Here is a 15,578-nt window from a genome sequence, read left to right on the forward strand (position 1 = left end):
CGGGCGGTATGCGCTGGGGCGGCCGACGTCACCGGCCCTTCGGGCTGCCCTGCGCTGCTCGCGGCAGGCGGGGTCCGCGTGAACTCGCCTGCGGCTCAAACAGCACGCGGCCCTGATCCGCCTGCCGCTGCGCTGCTCGGCGGTGCCTCAACGGCCGCCCCAGCGCATACCACCCACCGACGTGGACAGGAAGGGGTTGCATCCGGAATGCATCCGGAAGGCGCGACCTCCGCGCCACCCCAAGCCCGGTGTGCGGTACGGGCTGGCCGATCCCTTCTGCGCCGCCGAGGAGCGCAGCGTTTTGCGGATCAGGGCTCGCAGCTGTTTGAGCGAAGCGAGTTCTGCGAGACCCCGCAAAACGCGAGCACCGCAGGGCAGCCGCGAAGCGGCCGGCGCAGCAGGGTCGGACAGCCCGTACCGCACACCGGGCGCTCTGCGAAAAGGGCGGAATTTCAGTCCTGAAACGGCGGTAACCGCAAAACCCGCTTGGCGATCAACCAGGGCAGCCGCAGTACGAACTCCACCATCAGCCGCGTGTGCATCCAGGTCAGCAGGACGTTGTCGCGCACGTACCGAAAGTGGGACACACCGCCCTCGGCCGCGGTGAGGTACTTCACTGGTGCATCGATGTTGACCGGCTTCACGCCGCGCCAGGCCAGGCGCACCACGGCTTCGGTGTCGAAGTCGAAGCGGCGCATCCAGGGCTGGCGCGCCATCACGCGGATCAGCGAGGCAACCGGGTAGACGCGAAAACCGTAGAGTGAATCGCCGACGCCGGCGAACAGGGTTTCGAGCTGCGTCCAGCCATTCGACACGCGTCGCCCCCGCACGCGCAGCAGCGGGGCGCTGGCATCGAAGACCGGGCGGCCCAGCACCATCGTGTCGGGTCGCGCGACCGAGGCCTGCATGAACGTCGGGATCAAGTCGGCCGGGTGCTGGCCGTCGGAGTCCATCGTCAATGCGTGGGTGAAGCCGGCCTCCTGCGCCATGCGCAGGCCGTGCAGCACGGCTGCGCCCTTGCCCTGGTTCCGGGGCAGCAGCACCACCTTCAGGCCGGGGTCGCTGGTGGCGATCTGCGCGAGGCGCTCGCCGGTGCCGTCGGTGCTGCCGTCGATTACCACCCAGACCGGGTTCCATTGCGCACGGGCCGCGCTGACGGTGGAAAAAAGGCGCTCGCCCGTGTCGTAGCTCGGGATCAGAACGAGGTGTGTGCGCGAGGCGTCGATGGGCATGCGGGCTGCGCGTCTTTGGCGCGCTGTTCCATGTTTTGGCGAAAATATTGTTCGAGCTGTTTCAGCAGTGCGCTGCTGTCCTGCTCCGGCGCAAAGCGCTGGCCCAGCCGCAGCTTGAACACGACCGGCAACGGCGGCACCCTCCACAGCGGCCAGCCCTTGCCGAGGTACGGCGAATCGGTATCGATGAAAACAGTCTGGATCGGGGCTTGCGCGAGCTTGGCGATCAATGTGACGCCTGGGCGAAAACTGTTGATCGGCGGTTCGACCGTGCGCGTGCCTTCGGGAAACAGCACCAACTGACCGCCGGCACGCAGATCGTCGACGGCCAGCCGCACCATGGCGCGGGCCGAGTCGTTGCGGATGTAGTGCGCCAACCGCGCACCGGCGCCGAGGAAGATGTTCTTCATCAGGTCGGCCTTCATGATGCAGACGCTGCGCGGCAGCCGCGCGACAAGCAGCAACGCATCGAGCATGGTCGGGTGGTTGGCCACGAAGATCAGTCCGCGTTCGTTGCGCAGCGCGTCCAGGCATCCGGCGTCGATGCGCATCATGCCGGTCAGCGATGCGGTGGCCCAGAACCAACGGTAGGCCAGCGCAATGGTTGCGCGTCCGAGCGGACGCGCCAGGCGGGCTGGCAGCACCGGCTGAAGCAGCATCGCGACCATGTTCCACGTGAGCGAGATGGTGCCGAGCAGCAACAGCAACGCGTAGAGCGGCACGGCCAGCAGGGCCGTCTTCAGCAGGGAGAAAAGCCGCATCATCTAAGGCTCAGCCGCGCAGTTCGCCCGGTTCGGTGGCATGCGCCTCGATCTCGACCAGCAGGTCGCTGCGGCAAATGTCGGCCTGGAGAAACACCGCGTGCCGCATGAAGCGCGAGCCGGCGCCGAGCGCCTGCTCGAGTTGCCGGCGGATGCCTGGCGCATCGGCCGGATGGCGCACATAGACCACGGGGTCGCTGCGCTCCAGCGTGAAGTTGGCACTGGAGCGCTCGTTGGCGGCGGCGATCACCGCACGCAGATTCAGCAGCGTTTCGTCCAACTGTGCCCGCACGTCGCCAACGTGTACCGTTTGGTGCCCAACAATGCTGGCCGTGCCCGAAATGAACAACGCGACCTGGCCTCCGCCGAGCGGCGCCAGCGCTGCGCGCGAAAAGGTGGGAGAACGCGGCCCATAGTCGGCGGGGTAGTGGTACGCCGACACCTGGCGCGGGTTTTCCACCGGAAGCGGGGGGACGCGGCCGGCAAGAAACCGGATGCAGAGCGCGCCTTCGTGCACGCCCAGCGCGCAGGCCGCGGGCGCACCTTCGAAGGCGGCTTGGCCGGCCTCGAGAAAGGCCTGCTGGCGCCCTGCGTTGAACTGGCGGTAGCGCTCCATGCCGCCGCCGTCGTCGTTGATGCGCGGCAGGTAGTTCCAGATCCGCAGCAGATGCGGGCAACCGGCTTGTTTCATCGCCTCGAACAGGTTGCGGTAGGCGCGCTGAGACAGCGCGGTCAAGTCCTCGCCATTGCCGTTCTCGTCGAGATCGACCACGCCGAGCAGCCAGTGGCCGTCGCTGCGCCAGCGCACCACGCCGGTGGTGCCCGACTGCACGGCGGCACCGGCATGCCAGAGGTCGACCATGGGCTCGCTGTTGAGCAGCACCCGGGCCGAGACGCCAGTGATCCAGGCGTTGTCACCGCCGGCGCCGTAGCTCAAGGCAGCGAACGGCTTGGCACCGCCCGCCGCGCGGGCCAGGCCTTGGCCCAGTGTCAGACGCTCGACGCGCAGGGACGGCGCTTCTGCCGCGGCAACGAGCGTCACTTGGCCTCGGCGACGTTTGCGCCCATCAGCACATCGCGGCTTTGCGGGCGCGTCGGCCGGGGAGCGGTCTGGGCGAAAGGCATCTGTGTCATCGGGCGATTATCCCCAAACACATTTGGCAGGTCGCAGTTACAGCTCGGGCGTTGTGTGCGCCGGACAGTAAACTCGCTGTCTGCTTTGCAAACACGAGATCGCGAGATATAGAGCTATGGCCGGACACAGCAAATGGGCGAACATTCAACACAGAAAAGGCCGGCAGGACGAGAAGCGTGGCAAGGCCTGGACCCGGGTGATCCGCGAAATCATGGTGGCAGCGCGCCTGGGCGGCGGTGATCTGGGTATCAACCCCCGGCTGCGGCTCGCGGTGGAAAAAGCCAAGGCCGTCAATTTGCCGATCGACACCGTCAAGCGCAACATCGACAAGGCCACGGGCAACCTGGAAGGCGTGAGCTACGAGGAAATCCGCTACGAAGGCTACGGCATCGGCGGCGCCGCCATCATCGTCGACACCATGACCGACAACCGCGTGCGCACCGTGGCCGAGGTGCGGCATGCTTTCAGCAAATACGGCGGCAACATGGGCACCGAAGGCTCGGTCGCGTTCCAGTTCAAGCATTGCGGGCAGTTCATCTTTGCGCCCGCCACCAGCGAGGACAAGGTCATGGAGGTTGCGCTCGAAGCCGGCGCCGAGGACGTCATCACGCACGACGACGGCGCGATCGAAGTGCTCACGGCCTACGCCGACTTCGAAACCGTCAAGAACGCGCTGGAGGCCGCCGGCCTGCAGCCCGAAGTCGCCGAAGTCACGATGCGCGCCGAGAACCCGGTCGAGGTCACCGGCGAAGACGCCGCGAAGATGCAGAAGCTGCTCGACGTGCTGGAAGACCTGGACGACGTGCAAGAGGTCTATCACAACGCCGAGTTGTCCGAATGAAAGTGCTCGTCATCGGCGGTGGTGGACGCGAACACGCACTCGCCTGGCGGCTCGTGCAGTCGCAGCGCGTGTCGAAGATCTATGTGGCGCCGGGCAACGGCGGCACCGCGCTCGACCCGCGCTTCGAGGGGGTGGCGATCAGCGAGCCAGCGGCGTTGCGTGCCTGGGCCGCGGCTGAAAAGATCGCGTTGACCGTGGTCGGCCCAGAGGCGCCGCTGGCGGCCGGCATGGTCGACGAGTTCCGCGCGCATGGCCTGCGCATCTTCGGCCCGACCAAGGCGGCGGCACAGCTCGAAAGCTCGAAAGCCTTCTCCAAGGCGTTCATGAAGCGGCACAAGATCCCGACGGCCGAGTACGAAAGCTTCACTGACCCGGTGGCGGCGCATGCGTACATCGATGCGCAGGGCGCGCCGATCGTGGTCAAGGCCGATGGCCTGGCCGCGGGCAAGGGCGTGGTGGTGGCGATGACCGCGGCCGAAGCCCACGAGGCGGTCGATTTCATGCTCGAAGGCAACAAGTTCGGCGTGACCCACAACGAGGGCGGGGCGCGCGTGGTGATCGAGGAATTCCTGCAGGGCGAGGAAGCCAGCTTCATCGTGCTGTGCGACGGCCGCAACGTGACGGCGCTGGCCACCAGCCAGGATCACAAACGCCTGCAAGACGGCGATCAGGGCCCCAACACGGGCGGCATGGGCGCCTATTCGCCCGCACCCGTGGTCACCGCCACCGTGCATGCGCGTGCAATGCGCGAGATCATCCTGCCGACCATTCGCGGCATGGAGCGCGACGGCATCCTCTACACAGGCTTTCTGTACGCCGGCCTGATGGTCGACCCGCAGGGCCAGCTCAAGACGCTGGAATTCAACTGCCGCATGGGCGACCCCGAAACCCAGCCGATCATGATGCGGCTGAAGTCCGACCTGTTCGAGGTGCTGTGGCACGCGACCGACGGCACGCTCGACCAGGTCGAGCTCGAATGGGATCGGCGCACCGCGCTCGGTGTGGTGATGGCCGCGCACGGCTATCCATTGTCGCCGCGCAAGGGCGACCTCATCAACGGCCTGCCGCCGGAAGCGCCCGATGCCGTGGTGTTCCACGCCGGTACCGCGATGGAGGACGGCGAGGTTCGCACCAGCGGCGGCCGGGTGCTTTGCGTGACCGTGCTGGCCGACAGCGTCAAGCAGGCCCAGCACCGCGCCTATGAAGTGGCAGCGCGCATTCATTTCGACGGCGCCCAGTACCGCCGCGACATCGGCTTCCGGGCGTTGCCGCTGCGCGACCAGGCCGGCTGATGAGCGTCTCGACGCCCGAGGCGGTTGGCGCGTACCTGCGCGGGCTGCAGCAGCGCATCGTCGATGCGGTCGAGCTGGCAGATGGCAGCGCGGCGCTGCGCGATGCCTGGCAGAAAGCGCCCGGCGAGCCGTTGCAGGGCAGCGGGCTTACCTGCATCCTGGAAGGCGGCGCGCTGTTCGAGCGCGCCGGCTGCGGCTTCTCGCAGGTGAGCGGCCCGAAGCTGCCGCCCTCGGCCACCCAGCACCGCCCCGAGCTGGCCGGCGCGCCATTCGAGGCGATGGGCGTGTCGCTGGTGTTCCATCCGCGCAACCCGTACGTGCCGACCGTACACATGAACGTGCGCATGCTGGCCGCCTTGCCCGCGGGCGGCGAGCCGGTCTGCTGGTTCGGCGGCGGCATGGATCTGACGCCGTACTACGGCTTCGACGACGATGCGCGCCATTTCCACCAGACTTGCCGCACGGCGTTGGCGCCGTTCGGCGACGACAAGTACCCGCGCTTCAAGACCTGGTGCGACGACTACTTTTTCCTGAAGCACCGCAACGAGCCGCGCGGTGTCGGCGGCATCTTCTTCGACGACTTCGCCGAACCGGACTTCGAGCAGAGCTTTGCCATGCTGCGGTCGGTCGGCGATGCCTTCCTGCCGGCCTATCTGCCGATCGTCGAACGCCGGCGCGACATGGCCTGGGGCGAGCGCGAGCGCGCCTTTCAGCTCTACCGGCGCGGCCGCTACGTGGAGTTCAACCTGGTGTGGGATCGCGGCACGCATTTCGGGCTGCAGTCGGGTGGGCGCACCGAATCGATCCTGCTGTCGATGCCGCCGCTCGCAAGCTGGGCCTACCGGCGCGAGCCCGAGGCGGGCACGCCCGAGGCGGCGCTGACGCGCGATTTCCTGGTGCGGCGCGAGTGGGTTTGAGCCAAGCGATGCCGCGCGTCGGTGTGTTCGGCGGCGCCTTCGACCCGCCCCACAATGCACACGTGGCTCTGGTGCAGGCCGCGCTCGCCCAGCTGGGCCTGGCCGAGTTGCGCATCTTTCCGACCGGCCAGGCCTGGCACAAGGCGCGCGCCTTGAGCAGTGCTGAACACCGGCTCGCCATGGCCCAGCTGGCCTTCGGCGGCGTGGCCGATGCGGTGGTCGATACCCGCGAAATCCGTCGCGCCGGCCCGACCTATACACTCGACACCTTGCGCGAACTCAAAAACGAGCGCCCGGACATGCAACCTGTGCTGCTGATCGGTGCCGACCAGGCCACTGCCTTGCGCAGTTGGCGCGGGTTTGAGGAGATTCTCTCGATCGCTATTATTTCGATAGCGCATCGCGCAGACCCCACGGGCGCTGCGATCCGATTCGACCCTCAAACACTGGCGCCGTTGCCAGCCGGTGCGCGCTTCGAACAGCTCGAACTGGCGCCGATGGACATCAGCGCCACCGAGATCCGGAGCCGCGCTGCCCGTGGGGCGGACATCTCCGGTCTGGTTCCCCCTGCCGTTGCACGCTATATTGACCAACACCACCTCTACTCACCTGCCTGATGACCACTGAAGCCGCCGCCAAGAAAGACACCCAGAAACTCCAACGGGCCATCATCGATGGGCTCGAAGACGTCAAGGCGCAGGACATCCAGGTTTTCGATACCGAGCATCTCTCCCCGCTGTTCGAGCGCGTGATCGTCGCCTCGGGCACCTCCAACCGCCAGACCAAGGCGCTTGCCGCCAGCGTGCGCGACGCTGTGCGCGAGGCCGGTTTCGGCAAGCCGCGCATCGAGGGTGAGGACAACGGCGAGTGGATCATCGTGGACTGCGGTGCTGCGGTCGCGCACATCATGCAGCCGGCGATCCGCCAGTACTACCACCTCGAAGAGATCTGGGGCGAGAAGCCGGTGCGCCTGAAGTTCGGTGCCGCCAAGCCGGCGACCGCATCGGCTGCGACTGCTGCACCGACGCCCGCCGCGAAGAAGGCGGCGACCACGCTGCGCCGTTCCAGCGCCTCCAAGACCGCGATCCGCGAGATCGAGCAGGCGGCCAAGGCGGCGAAGCCCTCGTCGGCCAGAAGGCCGGCGGCGAAGAAGACCGCTGCGCCTGCGAAGAAAATACCCGCTGGCAAGACACCCATCAAGACCGTGGTGGCCGGCAAGCCGGCCGCCAAGAAGAAGGCCGCGCGCAAGACCACCACCTCGTCGCGCAGCAAATGAAGCTGCTGGTGGTCGCAGTCGGGCAACGCATGCCCGACTGGGCGCAGACCGCCTGGGACGACTACGCCAAGCGCTTCCCGCCCGAGCTGAAGCTCGAACTGCGGGCGGTCAAGACCGAGCCGCGCGGCTCCAAGACCCTCGACACACTCTACGCGGCCGAACGCGAGCGCATAGAAGGCGCGATTGCCAAGGGCATGCGCATCGTCGCGCTCGACGAGCGCGGCACGGCGCTCACGACCAAGGCGTTGGCGGCGCGGCTGCAGGCCTGGCAGGGCGAGGGCGATGACGTGGCGCTGGTGATCGGCGGGCCCGACGGGCTCGACCCGGCGTTCAAGGCGGCCGCGCACGAACGCATTCGCCTGTCGGATCTGACGCTGCCCCACGCGATGGCGCGGGTGCTGCTGGTCGAGCAGTTGTACCGCGCCTGGTCGGTCAACGCGGGCCATCCGTATCACCGCGAATGACTTTGTCTTCTTCTTCATCTCCTTTCATCTATCTGGCCTCGCAGAGTCCACGCCGTGCGCAACTTCTCGGGCAGCTCGGCGTGCGCCATGAACTGCTGCTGCCCGCACCCGACGAGGATGCCGAGGCGCTCGAGGCGGTGCAGGGGGGCGAGTCGCCGAGCGCGTACGTGCAGCGCGTGACTGCGCTCAAGCTCGATGCGGCCGTGGTGCGCCATGCGCGGCTGGGCTTGCCGCCGGCACCGATCCTCTGCGCCGACACCACGGTGGCGCTGGGCCGCACCATCCTCGGCAAGCCCGAAGACGCGCGCGACGCCCAGCGCATGCTCGCACTGCTGTCGGGCCATACGCACCGCGTGCTGACGGCCGTGGCGCTGCAGAACGGCAAGCGCCGGTGGGCCGCGTTGAGCGTCTCGCGCGTGACCTTCGGGCCGATCGGCCGCAACGAGATCGCCGACTACGTGGCCAGCGGCGAGTCGCTCGGCAAGGCTGGCGCGTATGCTGTGCAGGGCCGCGCCGCCGCTTTCATCGCGCACATGGCCGGTTCGTATTCGGGCATCATGGGCCTTCCCATGCACGAGACAAACGCGCTGCTGAAGTCGGTCGGATTCAAGCGCCAGGCCACACCCCCATGCAAGACATCCTGATCAACTGGTCACCCCAGGAGACCCGCGTCGCGCTGGTCGAATACGGCTCGGTGCAGGAGCTGCACGTAGAGCGCACGCTCGAGCGCGGCCTGGTCGGCAATGTCTACCTCGGCAAGGTCTCGCGTGTGCTGCCGGGCATGCAGTCGGCCTTCATCGACATCGGGCTGGAGCGCACCGCGTTCCTGCATGTGGCCGACATCGTCGCGCCGTTCACGCCCGGCTCGCGGCCGAAGACGGCATCGCCCGAGCGCGATCACCGCGGCGGCAATGGCGGCGCGATAGTGCCGATCGAGAAGCAGGTGTTCGAAGGCCAGGCGTTGCTGGTGCAGGTGATCAAGGATCCGATCGGCAGCAAGGGCGCACGGCTGTCCACGCAGATCAGCATCGCGGGCCGGTTGCTCGTGTTCTTGCCGCAGGACAACCACATCGGCGTGTCGCAGAAGATTCCGTCCGACCTGCGCGACGCGTTGCGCGCACGCATGCAGGCGTTGATCGAAGCTGCGGCTGCCGCCGACAGCGGCGGGGTGGTGCCGGCCAGCACCGGCGGCTTCATCCTGCGCACCAATGGTGAGGATTCGAGCGATGCCGAACTGGCCGAAGACATTGCCTACCTGCGCAAGACCTGGTCGCGCATCCGCGAGCTGTCGACGCGGCTGCCGCCGATGTCGCTGCTGCACCAGGATCTGAGTCTGCTGCAGCGGGTGCTGCGCGACCTGACCAGCGAAGACACGCAGGCGATCCGGATCGACTCGCGCGAGCAGTTCGATTCATTGGTGAAGTTCGGCCGCGAGTTCATGCCGCAAGCGGTCGACAAGCTGCAGCTCTACAAGGGCGAACGCCCGATCTTCGATTTGTGCGCGGTCGACGAAGAGATTGCGCGTGCACTGGGGCGGCGGGTCGAGCTCAAGTCGGGCGGCTACCTGGTGGTGGATCAGACCGAGGCGCTGACCACGGTCGACGTGAACACCGGCGGCTTCGTGGGCGCACGCAACTTCGACGACACCATCTTCAAGACGAATCTCGAAGCGGCACAGGCGATCGCGCGGCAACTGCGGCTGCGCAACCTGGGCGGCATCATCATCGTCGACTTCATCGACATGGTGCGCGACGATCATCGTGAGCAGGTGCTGGCCGAGTTCCGCAAGCAGCTCGCGAGGGATCGGGTCAAGACCACTGCCGGCAGCTTCTCGCAGCTCGGTTTGGTGGAGATGACGCGTAAGCGCACCCGCGAGTCGCTGGCCCACATGCTGTGCGAGCCCTGCGCGGCCTGCGGCGGGCAGGGCATCGTGAAGACCGCGCGCAGCGTGGCCTACGACGTGCTGCGCGAGATCCTGCGCGAGGCGCGCCAGTTCACGCCGCGCGAGTTCCGCATCGTCTCGTCGCCGCAGGTGATCGAGTTGTTTCTCGACGAGGAAAGCCAGCACCTGGCGGGCCTTAGCGACTTCATCGGTAAGCCGATTTCGCTGCAGGCCGAGGCGTCGATGGGGCAGGGCCAGTACGACATCGTGTTGCTTTAGCTCGCCCCCAGGTTGGGCTCACTTCGTGTAGCCCGCCCACCCCCTACCGGGGGCAACACCAGCGGACCGGCAGAGCCGGTTCCGCGGTGTTCCGCGAAGGGGCCGGAGTTCCCCCGCTCCGCAGTTAGAGGGTTGGGTCCTGGCCCGCGGGAGCGGTGCGCACGGCATGGGTCTGCAGGCGCGCATAGAGGCCGTCGAGCGCCATCAACTGGTGGTGGCTGCCTAGCTCGGCGATGCGGCCATGCTCCATCACCACGATCCGGTCCGCATGCTGGATGGTCGAGAGCCGGTGCGCCACGATGAGCGTGGTGCGGCCCTGCATCAGGCGGTTCAGCGCTTCCTGCACCAGCCGTTCCGATTCGGTGTCGAGTGCCGAGGTCGCTTCGTCGAGCAACAGGATAGGTGCGTCCTTGTAGAGCGCGCGGGCGATGGCGAGGCGCTGCCGCTGGCCGCCTGAAAGTTCGGTCGCGTTGTGGCCGAGCACGGTGTCGATGCCCTGCGGCAGGCTCTGCACGTGCACCGTGAGGTTGGCGGCTTCTACCGAGGCGGTTACCCGAGCGCGGTCGATCGTGGCGCCGAGTGCCACGTTGGCCGCGAGCGTGTCGTTCAGCATGACGACGTCCTGGCTCACCATCGCGAACTGGGCGCGCAGGCTGGCCAGCTTCCATTGGTCGATCGCATGGCCGTCGAGCAGCACGGCGCCGCCGCTCGGGAGCACGAAGCGCGGCAGCAGGTTCACCAGCGTGGTCTTGCCGGAGCCGGAAGGCCCCACGAAGGCAATCACTTCGCCCGGCTCGATCGTCAGGTTCACGCCGTCCAGCGCCCGCGCTTCGTCGGCGCCACGATAGTTCACCTGCACGTTGCGCAGTTCGATGTGGCCGGCCGCGCGGGCGGCCTCGAAGCCGCCTTGCGGTTCTGCACCGACATCGTCGATGAGCACCAGTCCGCGCTCAAGCGCTGCGAGCCCGCGCGTGATCGGGTTGGCCATGTCGGCCAGCCGCCGGATCGGTGCGATCAACATCAGCATGGCCGTGATGTAGGCCACGAAGCCGCCGACCGTGAGGCCTTGCTCGCCACTCTGCCAGAGCGCGATCATCACCACTACCGACAGCGCCACGGCGGCCAGCAACTGCGTGAGCGGCGTCATGGCCGCCGAAGCAATGGTCGATTTGACGGCGAGCCGGTTCAGGCTCTGGCTCAGTTGCTCGAAGCGGGCGAGCTGGCCGGTTTCGGCGCCGTGCAACCGCACCATGCGATGCGCCAGCACGTTCTCTTCGACAACGTAGGCGAGGTCGTCGGTGGCCTTCTGGCCCAGGCGCGTGAGGTGGTACAGCCGCTTCGACAGCACCTTCATGATCCAGGCCACGCCGGGCACCAGTACGCCGACGATCAGCGTGAGCTTCCAGTTCAGGTAAATCAAATAGGCGAGCAGCGCGATCAGCGTGAAACCGTCGCGCGACAATCCGAGCAGCGCCTGCACCAGCAACATGGCGCCCGTCTGTACTTCGTACACCACCGTGTTCGACAACGCGCTGGCCGACTGGCGCGAGAACAATGCCAGTTCCGCGGCGAGCAGCCGCTCGAACAGCACGCGCCGCAACCGTTGCATGCCCTCGTTGGCTATGCGTGCCAGCGCGTACTGCGAAATGAACTGCGCCACGCCTCGCACTGCAAACAAAAGGATGATGGCGGCAGGCACCGTCCACAGCGCGAGTTGTCCGCGCGTGAAGCCGCGGTCGAGCAGTGGCTTGAGCAGCGCGGGCATCAGTGGTTCGGTCAGCGCGGCGATCATCGCGGTCGCAATGCCGAGTGTCCACCACCGGCGCGAGCCGCCGAACCAGGTCATCAGCCTTGCCAGCCGGCGCATCAGGGGAGGGCGCGCGCTCGCGTCGGCGGGGGAAGACTGCATGGCGGCGCATTCTACGGGTGGCCCTTGCACCACAAGGCCGTACACAGTTTGTGACGTTGCCCTCGGCGCAATGTGTACCATGTAGCCTCGTTACGCCCGGGCCAGAAACTTTCTTCCCGGAAACATCTCCGATCTGCATGAACAAGCCGTTGCCCGTTTCTATCCCAACTCCTTCTTCATCGTTTTTTTCTCGCCGCGGCCTTGTCGCGGCACTCGCTGCCTCCCCCGTGATCCCTGCACTGGCCCAGTTCCGGGTCGAGGTGTCGGGCGTGGGGCTCACGCAGTTGCCGATCGCGCTCGTCCCGTTCAAGGGTCAGGACGCGTCGCCCCAAAAGATTTCCGCCATCGTGCAGGCCGACCTCGAACGCAGCGGCCAGTTCCGCGGCGTCGATGCATCGGGCCAGGCGCTCGACGAAACCTCGCGCCCCGATCTCACGCTCTGGCGCCAGCGCACTGCCGATTCGGTGGTGGCAGGCAGCGTCACGCGCCTTGCCGACGGCCGCTACACGGTGCTGTTCCGGCTGTGGGACGTGGTGCGTGGCCAGGATCTGGGCGGCCAGAGCTACACCGTGCCGCAGGGCGACCTGCGCTTGGCATCGCACCGCATCGCCGACTTCGTCTACGAAAAGCTGACCGGTGAAAAGGGCATCTTCTCGACCCGCATTGCCTATGTGACCAAGGCCGGCAGCCGCTATTCCCTCTGGGTCGCGGATGCTGACGGCGAGAACGCGCAGGCTGCGCTGGCGAGTCCGGAGCCCATCATCTCTCCGGTGTGGTCGTCCAATGGATCGCAACTGGCCTATGTGTCGTTCGAGTCGCGCAAGCCCGTGGTCTACGTTCACAACGTGGCCAACGGACAGCGCCGGCTGCTGGCCAACTTCCGCGGCTCCAACAGCGCGCCTGCGTGGGCGCCCGATGGCAACTCGCTGGCAGTGACGCTGAGCCGCGACGGTGGTTCGCAGCTCTACACGATCCCTGCTGCAGGCGGCGAGCCTCGGCGGCTGACGCAGAGCAACAGCATCGACACCGAGCCGGTGTTTTCGGCCGATGGCGGCACCATCTACTTTGTCAGCGACCGCGGTGGTGCCCCGCAGATCTACAAGATGGGCGCCAGCGGCGGCAACCCGACGCGGGTTACCTTCAGTGGAACCTACAACATTTCGCCTTCAATCAGCGGAGATGGCCGGTGGTTGGCCTACATCTCGCGGGTGGGCGGAGCCTTCAAACTCCACGTGATGGAGTTGGCCACCGGCAACGTGACGGCCATCACCGACACCAGCGCCGATGAAAATCCGAGTTTTGCACCGAACAGCAAGCTGATCGTCTACGCCACCCAGCTGCAAGGCAGGGAAGCGCTGATGACGACCACGCTCGATGGAAAAATCAAGGCACGGCTGGCGGGGCAGGCAGGCGACATACGGGAACCGGACTGGGGTCCGTTTCAAAAGCAATGATTAACTTGAGGAGTTCGAGAATGTTGAAACGTACGATTTATTCGCTCGCCATCGTGGCGCTGATTGCCGGTTGCTCTTCGGGCACCAAACTCAACGACACGCCGGTCACCGACGGACGCGCCGGCGGCATGGGCCAGGGCGCGCAAAGCGGTGTGGCACCGGTCACCATCGACCAGAGCGCGCTGAATGCGCAAGGCCCGGTGGGCGTCGCACGCATCGTGTATTTCGACTACGACAGCTATACGGTCAAGCCCGAGTTCCAGTCGCTGATAGACGCGCATGCACGTTTCCTCAAGACGAATCCCGCACGTCGTGTTTCGATCGAAGGCCATACCGACGAACGCGGCGGCCGCGAATACAACCTGGCGCTCGGCCAGAAGCGATCTGAAGCCGTGCGTCGCGCACTCGCGCTGCTCGGCGTCGGCGATAGCCAGGTCGAAGCGGTGAGCTTCGGCAAGGAAAAGCCGGCAGTGCAGGGCGGCGGTGAAGCGGCGTGGGCACAGAACCGTCGCGCCGAGATTTCCTACCGTTGATGATGGCCAGGCTGAGCCTACGGCGTGCGGCTTGTGCCGCCGCTGTGCTGTGTGTCTCTATGGGCGCGAACGCGGCGTTGTTCGAGGATGACGAAGCGCGCCGCGCCATCCTCGATCTGCGTCAACGCGTCGAGACCATGCGGGTGCAGTCGGAAGGCGCTGCGCAGCGGGCCAGCGAACAGAACGCGCGCTCGGTGCTCGAACTGCAGTCGCAGATCGAAGCACTGCGAGCGGATCTGGCCCGCATGACGGGCCAGAACGAACAGCTGGCCAAGACCGTGTCGGACCTGCAGCAACGCCAGTCGAGCGTGGACGACCGGCTGAAGAAGAACGAGCCCTCACAGGTCGCGGTCGATGGTCGCGAGTTCACGGCCGACCCGCGCGAGAAGTCCGACTTCGATGCGGCGCTGGGCGTGTTTCGGGCCGGCCAGTTCGCGCAGGCGCAAACCGCGTTTGCCGAGTTCGTCAAACGCTATCCGCAGAGCGGCTACAACCCGTCGGCCTTGTTCTGGTTGGGCAACGCGCAATACGCGACGCGCAACTACAACGAGGCGATCGCCAATTTCCGTTCCATGCTGTCACTCGCGCCGGATCACGCAAAGGCGCCCGAGGCCGTGCTGTCGATCGCGAACTGCCAAATCGAGCTCAAGGACACGCGCGCTGCGCGCCGCACGCTGGAAGACCTGGTCAAGGCCTACCCGCAGTCCGAAGCGGCTCAGGCGGGTCGCGAGCGCCTCTCCCGTCTGAAGTAGCAGGCGTCGCGCTGGACGCTCTCGCGTTGCCTGCCGCCCCGCTCCCCGAAGAAGTCGACCTTGCGCGGCGCTTCGGTGGGTTGGAGCGCCTCTACGGCGTGCCAGGGGCCAACAACATCCGCAACGCGCACGTGCTTGTCGCTGGTATCGGCGGGGTTGGGTCGTGGGCCGTTGAGGCGCTCGCCCGCAGCGGTGTGGGGAGGCTGACGCTGATCGACCTCGACCATATCGCCGAGTCGAACATCAATCGCCAGATCCATGCGCTCGACAACACGGTCGGCCAGGCCAAAGTCGAGGCCATGGCGGCGCGCATTGCCCATATCAACCCCGACTGCCGCGTGCTTGCCATCGACGAATTCGTCGAGCCCGGCAACTGGCCTGCATTGCTGCAGGCGGCGGTCGACGCGCACGGGCCGTTGAGTGCCGTGATCGACGCATGCGACGACGGGCGCGCCAAGCTCGCGATGGCGGTTTGGGCGCGCGACAGCCGCAGCCGCTTCATAACGGTGGGCGCAGCGGGTGGCAAGCGGCTCGCGCACCAGGTCGAGATCGACGACATCGCGCTCGCGACGCACGACCCGTTACTGGCACAGATGCGCAACCGCCTGCGCAAGCTGCATGGCGCGTCGCGCGAAGGCAAGAAGATCGGCGTGACTTGCGTGTTCAGCCGCGAGGCGGTGGCACCGCCCGATGCGACCTGCGCCGTCGACGAGGGCGACGGCAGCCTGAACTGCCATGGCTACGGCTCGGTCGTCAGCGTCACCGCCACCTTCGGACAATGCGCCGCGGGCTGGGTTCTCGACCAGATTGCACGGGCCGGCACGCTATAATCATTGGCTTTGCCGGGCCAG

Annotated in this window: 16 protein-coding genes; 12 read left to right on the top strand and 4 right to left on the bottom strand. The window is 66.8% G+C overall.

Annotated elements, in window-relative coordinates; all coding sequences use genetic code 11:
• Positions 1–452 precede the first annotated feature (452 nt).
• The 3 genes from ACSFA8_RS13985 to ACSFA8_RS13995 are packed head-to-tail and all read right to left on the bottom strand — an operon-like array spanning position 453 to position 3,035.
• Positions 453–1,232 (bottom strand): glycosyltransferase family 2 protein, encoded by a 780-nt coding sequence (locus tag ACSFA8_RS13985; RefSeq protein WP_435480109.1) that lies wholly within the window; start codon positions 1,230–1,232, stop codon positions 453–455.
• Positions 1,196–1,996 carry a lysophospholipid acyltransferase family protein gene (locus tag ACSFA8_RS13990; protein WP_435480110.1) on the bottom strand — a complete coding sequence of 267 codons (801 nt, stop codon included), beginning with the start codon at positions 1,994–1,996 and terminating at the stop codon, positions 1,196–1,198. The genes ACSFA8_RS13985 and ACSFA8_RS13990 overlap by 37 nt, the downstream gene beginning before the upstream one ends.
• 7 nt (positions 1,997–2,003) lie before the next feature.
• Entirely contained in the window at positions 2,004–3,035 is a 1,032-nt protein-coding gene (locus ACSFA8_RS13995; RefSeq protein ID WP_435480111.1) for a chorismate transformation FkbO/Hyg5 family protein, read from the bottom strand.
• A 208-nt stretch (positions 3,036–3,243) separates the two neighbouring features.
• On the opposite strand from ACSFA8_RS13995, the gene ACSFA8_RS14000 reads away from it, so the two are divergent.
• The 8 genes from ACSFA8_RS14000 to rng are packed head-to-tail and all read left to right on the top strand — an operon-like array spanning position 3,244 to position 10,079.
• Positions 3,244–3,969 carry a YebC/PmpR family DNA-binding transcriptional regulator gene (locus tag ACSFA8_RS14000; RefSeq protein ID WP_435480112.1) on the top strand — a complete coding sequence of 242 codons (726 nt, stop codon included), beginning with the start codon at positions 3,244–3,246 and terminating at the stop codon, positions 3,967–3,969.
• Positions 3,966–5,261 (top strand): phosphoribosylamine--glycine ligase, encoded by a 1,296-nt coding sequence (purD, locus tag ACSFA8_RS14005; protein ID WP_435480113.1) that lies wholly within the window; start codon positions 3,966–3,968, stop codon positions 5,259–5,261. The genes ACSFA8_RS14000 and purD overlap by 4 nt, the downstream gene beginning before the upstream one ends.
• Complete coding sequence (gene hemF, locus ACSFA8_RS14010) at positions 5,261–6,178, top strand: oxygen-dependent coproporphyrinogen oxidase (RefSeq protein ID WP_435480114.1); 918 nt, start codon at positions 5,261–5,263, stop codon at positions 6,176–6,178. The genes purD and hemF overlap by 1 nt, the downstream gene beginning before the upstream one ends.
• 8 nt (positions 6,179–6,186) lie before the next feature.
• The gene (gene nadD / locus ACSFA8_RS14015) at positions 6,187–6,795 is read left to right on the top strand and encodes a nicotinate (nicotinamide) nucleotide adenylyltransferase (RefSeq protein ID WP_435480220.1); all 609 of its coding nucleotides are present in this window, start codon (positions 6,187–6,189) and stop codon (positions 6,793–6,795) included.
• On the top strand, positions 6,795–7,454 hold the full coding sequence (gene rsfS, locus ACSFA8_RS14020; protein WP_435480115.1) for a ribosome silencing factor: 660 nt from the start codon (positions 6,795–6,797) through the stop codon (positions 7,452–7,454). The genes nadD and rsfS overlap by 1 nt, the downstream gene beginning before the upstream one ends.
• Positions 7,451–7,918, top strand: a complete 468-nt coding sequence (gene rlmH, locus ACSFA8_RS14025) for a 23S rRNA (pseudouridine(1915)-N(3))-methyltransferase RlmH (RefSeq protein WP_435480116.1) — start codon at positions 7,451–7,453, stop codon at positions 7,916–7,918. Before rsfS ends, rlmH begins: the two co-directional genes overlap by 4 nt.
• Entirely contained in the window at positions 7,915–8,562 is a 648-nt protein-coding gene (locus tag ACSFA8_RS14030) for a Maf family protein (RefSeq protein WP_435480117.1), read from the top strand. The genes rlmH and ACSFA8_RS14030 overlap by 4 nt, the downstream gene beginning before the upstream one ends.
• Positions 8,547–10,079, top strand: coding sequence for a ribonuclease G (rng, locus tag ACSFA8_RS14035; RefSeq protein WP_435480118.1), 1,533 nt, complete (start codon positions 8,547–8,549; stop codon positions 10,077–10,079). The genes ACSFA8_RS14030 and rng overlap by 16 nt, the downstream gene beginning before the upstream one ends.
• A gap of 124 nt (positions 10,080–10,203) precedes the next feature.
• Here rng and msbA read toward each other — a convergent pair whose 3' ends face one another.
• Complete coding sequence (gene msbA / locus ACSFA8_RS14040) at positions 10,204–11,988, bottom strand: lipid A export permease/ATP-binding protein MsbA (RefSeq protein WP_435480119.1); 1,785 nt, start codon at positions 11,986–11,988, stop codon at positions 10,204–10,206.
• 137 nt (positions 11,989–12,125) lie between these two features.
• Between msbA and tolB the strand changes: the two genes are divergently transcribed.
• The 4 genes from tolB to ACSFA8_RS14060 are packed head-to-tail and all read left to right on the top strand — an operon-like array spanning position 12,126 to position 15,557.
• On the top strand, positions 12,126–13,442 hold the full coding sequence (tolB, locus tag ACSFA8_RS14045; protein ID WP_435480120.1) for a Tol-Pal system beta propeller repeat protein TolB: 1,317 nt from the start codon (positions 12,126–12,128) through the stop codon (positions 13,440–13,442).
• Positions 13,443–13,462: 20 nt separating this feature from the next.
• Complete coding sequence (gene pal, locus ACSFA8_RS14050) at positions 13,463–13,975, top strand: peptidoglycan-associated lipoprotein Pal (protein WP_286543885.1); 513 nt, start codon at positions 13,463–13,465, stop codon at positions 13,973–13,975.
• Positions 13,976–13,977: 2 nt separating this feature from the next.
• The gene (gene ybgF / locus ACSFA8_RS14055) at positions 13,978–14,727 is read left to right on the top strand and encodes a tol-pal system protein YbgF (RefSeq protein WP_435480221.1); all 750 of its coding nucleotides are present in this window, start codon (positions 13,978–13,980) and stop codon (positions 14,725–14,727) included.
• 26 nt (positions 14,728–14,753) lie between these two features.
• Complete coding sequence (locus ACSFA8_RS14060; protein WP_435480121.1) at positions 14,754–15,557, top strand: tRNA threonylcarbamoyladenosine dehydratase; 804 nt, start codon at positions 14,754–14,756, stop codon at positions 15,555–15,557.
• The last annotated feature ends 21 nt before the right edge of the window (positions 15,558–15,578 follow it).

The organism is Variovorax nitratireducens (assembly GCF_051216545.1).
GTDB lineage: Bacteria > Pseudomonadota > Gammaproteobacteria > Burkholderiales > Burkholderiaceae_C > Variovorax.

What these genes read in the sequence shown, in the direction of transcription:
- ACSFA8_RS14030 (WP_435480117.1), top strand. Translation starts at nt 7,915, where the DNA reads ATGACTTTGTCTTCTTCTTCATCTCCTTTCATCTATCTGGCCTCGCAG.
- ACSFA8_RS13985 (WP_435480109.1), bottom strand. Translation starts at nt 1,232, where the DNA reads ATGCCCATCGACGCCTCGCGCACACACCTCGTTCTGATCCCGAGCTAC.
- rlmH (WP_435480116.1), top strand. Translation starts at nt 7,451, where the DNA reads ATGAAGCTGCTGGTGGTCGCAGTCGGGCAACGCATGCCCGACTGGGCG.
- rng (WP_435480118.1), top strand. Translation starts at nt 8,547, where the DNA reads ATGCAAGACATCCTGATCAACTGGTCACCCCAGGAGACCCGCGTCGCG.
- ACSFA8_RS13990 (WP_435480110.1), bottom strand. Translation starts at nt 1,996, where the DNA reads ATGATGCGGCTTTTCTCCCTGCTGAAGACGGCCCTGCTGGCCGTGCCG.
- ybgF (WP_435480221.1), top strand. Translation starts at nt 13,978, where the DNA reads ATGGCCAGGCTGAGCCTACGGCGTGCGGCTTGTGCCGCCGCTGTGCTG.
- pal (WP_286543885.1), top strand. Translation starts at nt 13,463, where the DNA reads ATGTTGAAACGTACGATTTATTCGCTCGCCATCGTGGCGCTGATTGCC.
- tolB (WP_435480120.1), top strand. Translation starts at nt 12,126, where the DNA reads ATGAACAAGCCGTTGCCCGTTTCTATCCCAACTCCTTCTTCATCGTTT.
- purD (WP_435480113.1), top strand. Translation starts at nt 3,966, where the DNA reads ATGAAAGTGCTCGTCATCGGCGGTGGTGGACGCGAACACGCACTCGCC.
- hemF (WP_435480114.1), top strand. Translation starts at nt 5,261, where the DNA reads ATGAGCGTCTCGACGCCCGAGGCGGTTGGCGCGTACCTGCGCGGGCTG.
- rsfS (WP_435480115.1), top strand. Translation starts at nt 6,795, where the DNA reads ATGACCACTGAAGCCGCCGCCAAGAAAGACACCCAGAAACTCCAACGG.
- nadD (WP_435480220.1), top strand. Translation starts at nt 6,187, where the DNA reads ATGCCGCGCGTCGGTGTGTTCGGCGGCGCCTTCGACCCGCCCCACAAT.
- ACSFA8_RS14000 (WP_435480112.1), top strand. Translation starts at nt 3,244, where the DNA reads ATGGCCGGACACAGCAAATGGGCGAACATTCAACACAGAAAAGGCCGG.
- msbA (WP_435480119.1), bottom strand. Translation starts at nt 11,988, where the DNA reads ATGCAGTCTTCCCCCGCCGACGCGAGCGCGCGCCCTCCCCTGATGCGC.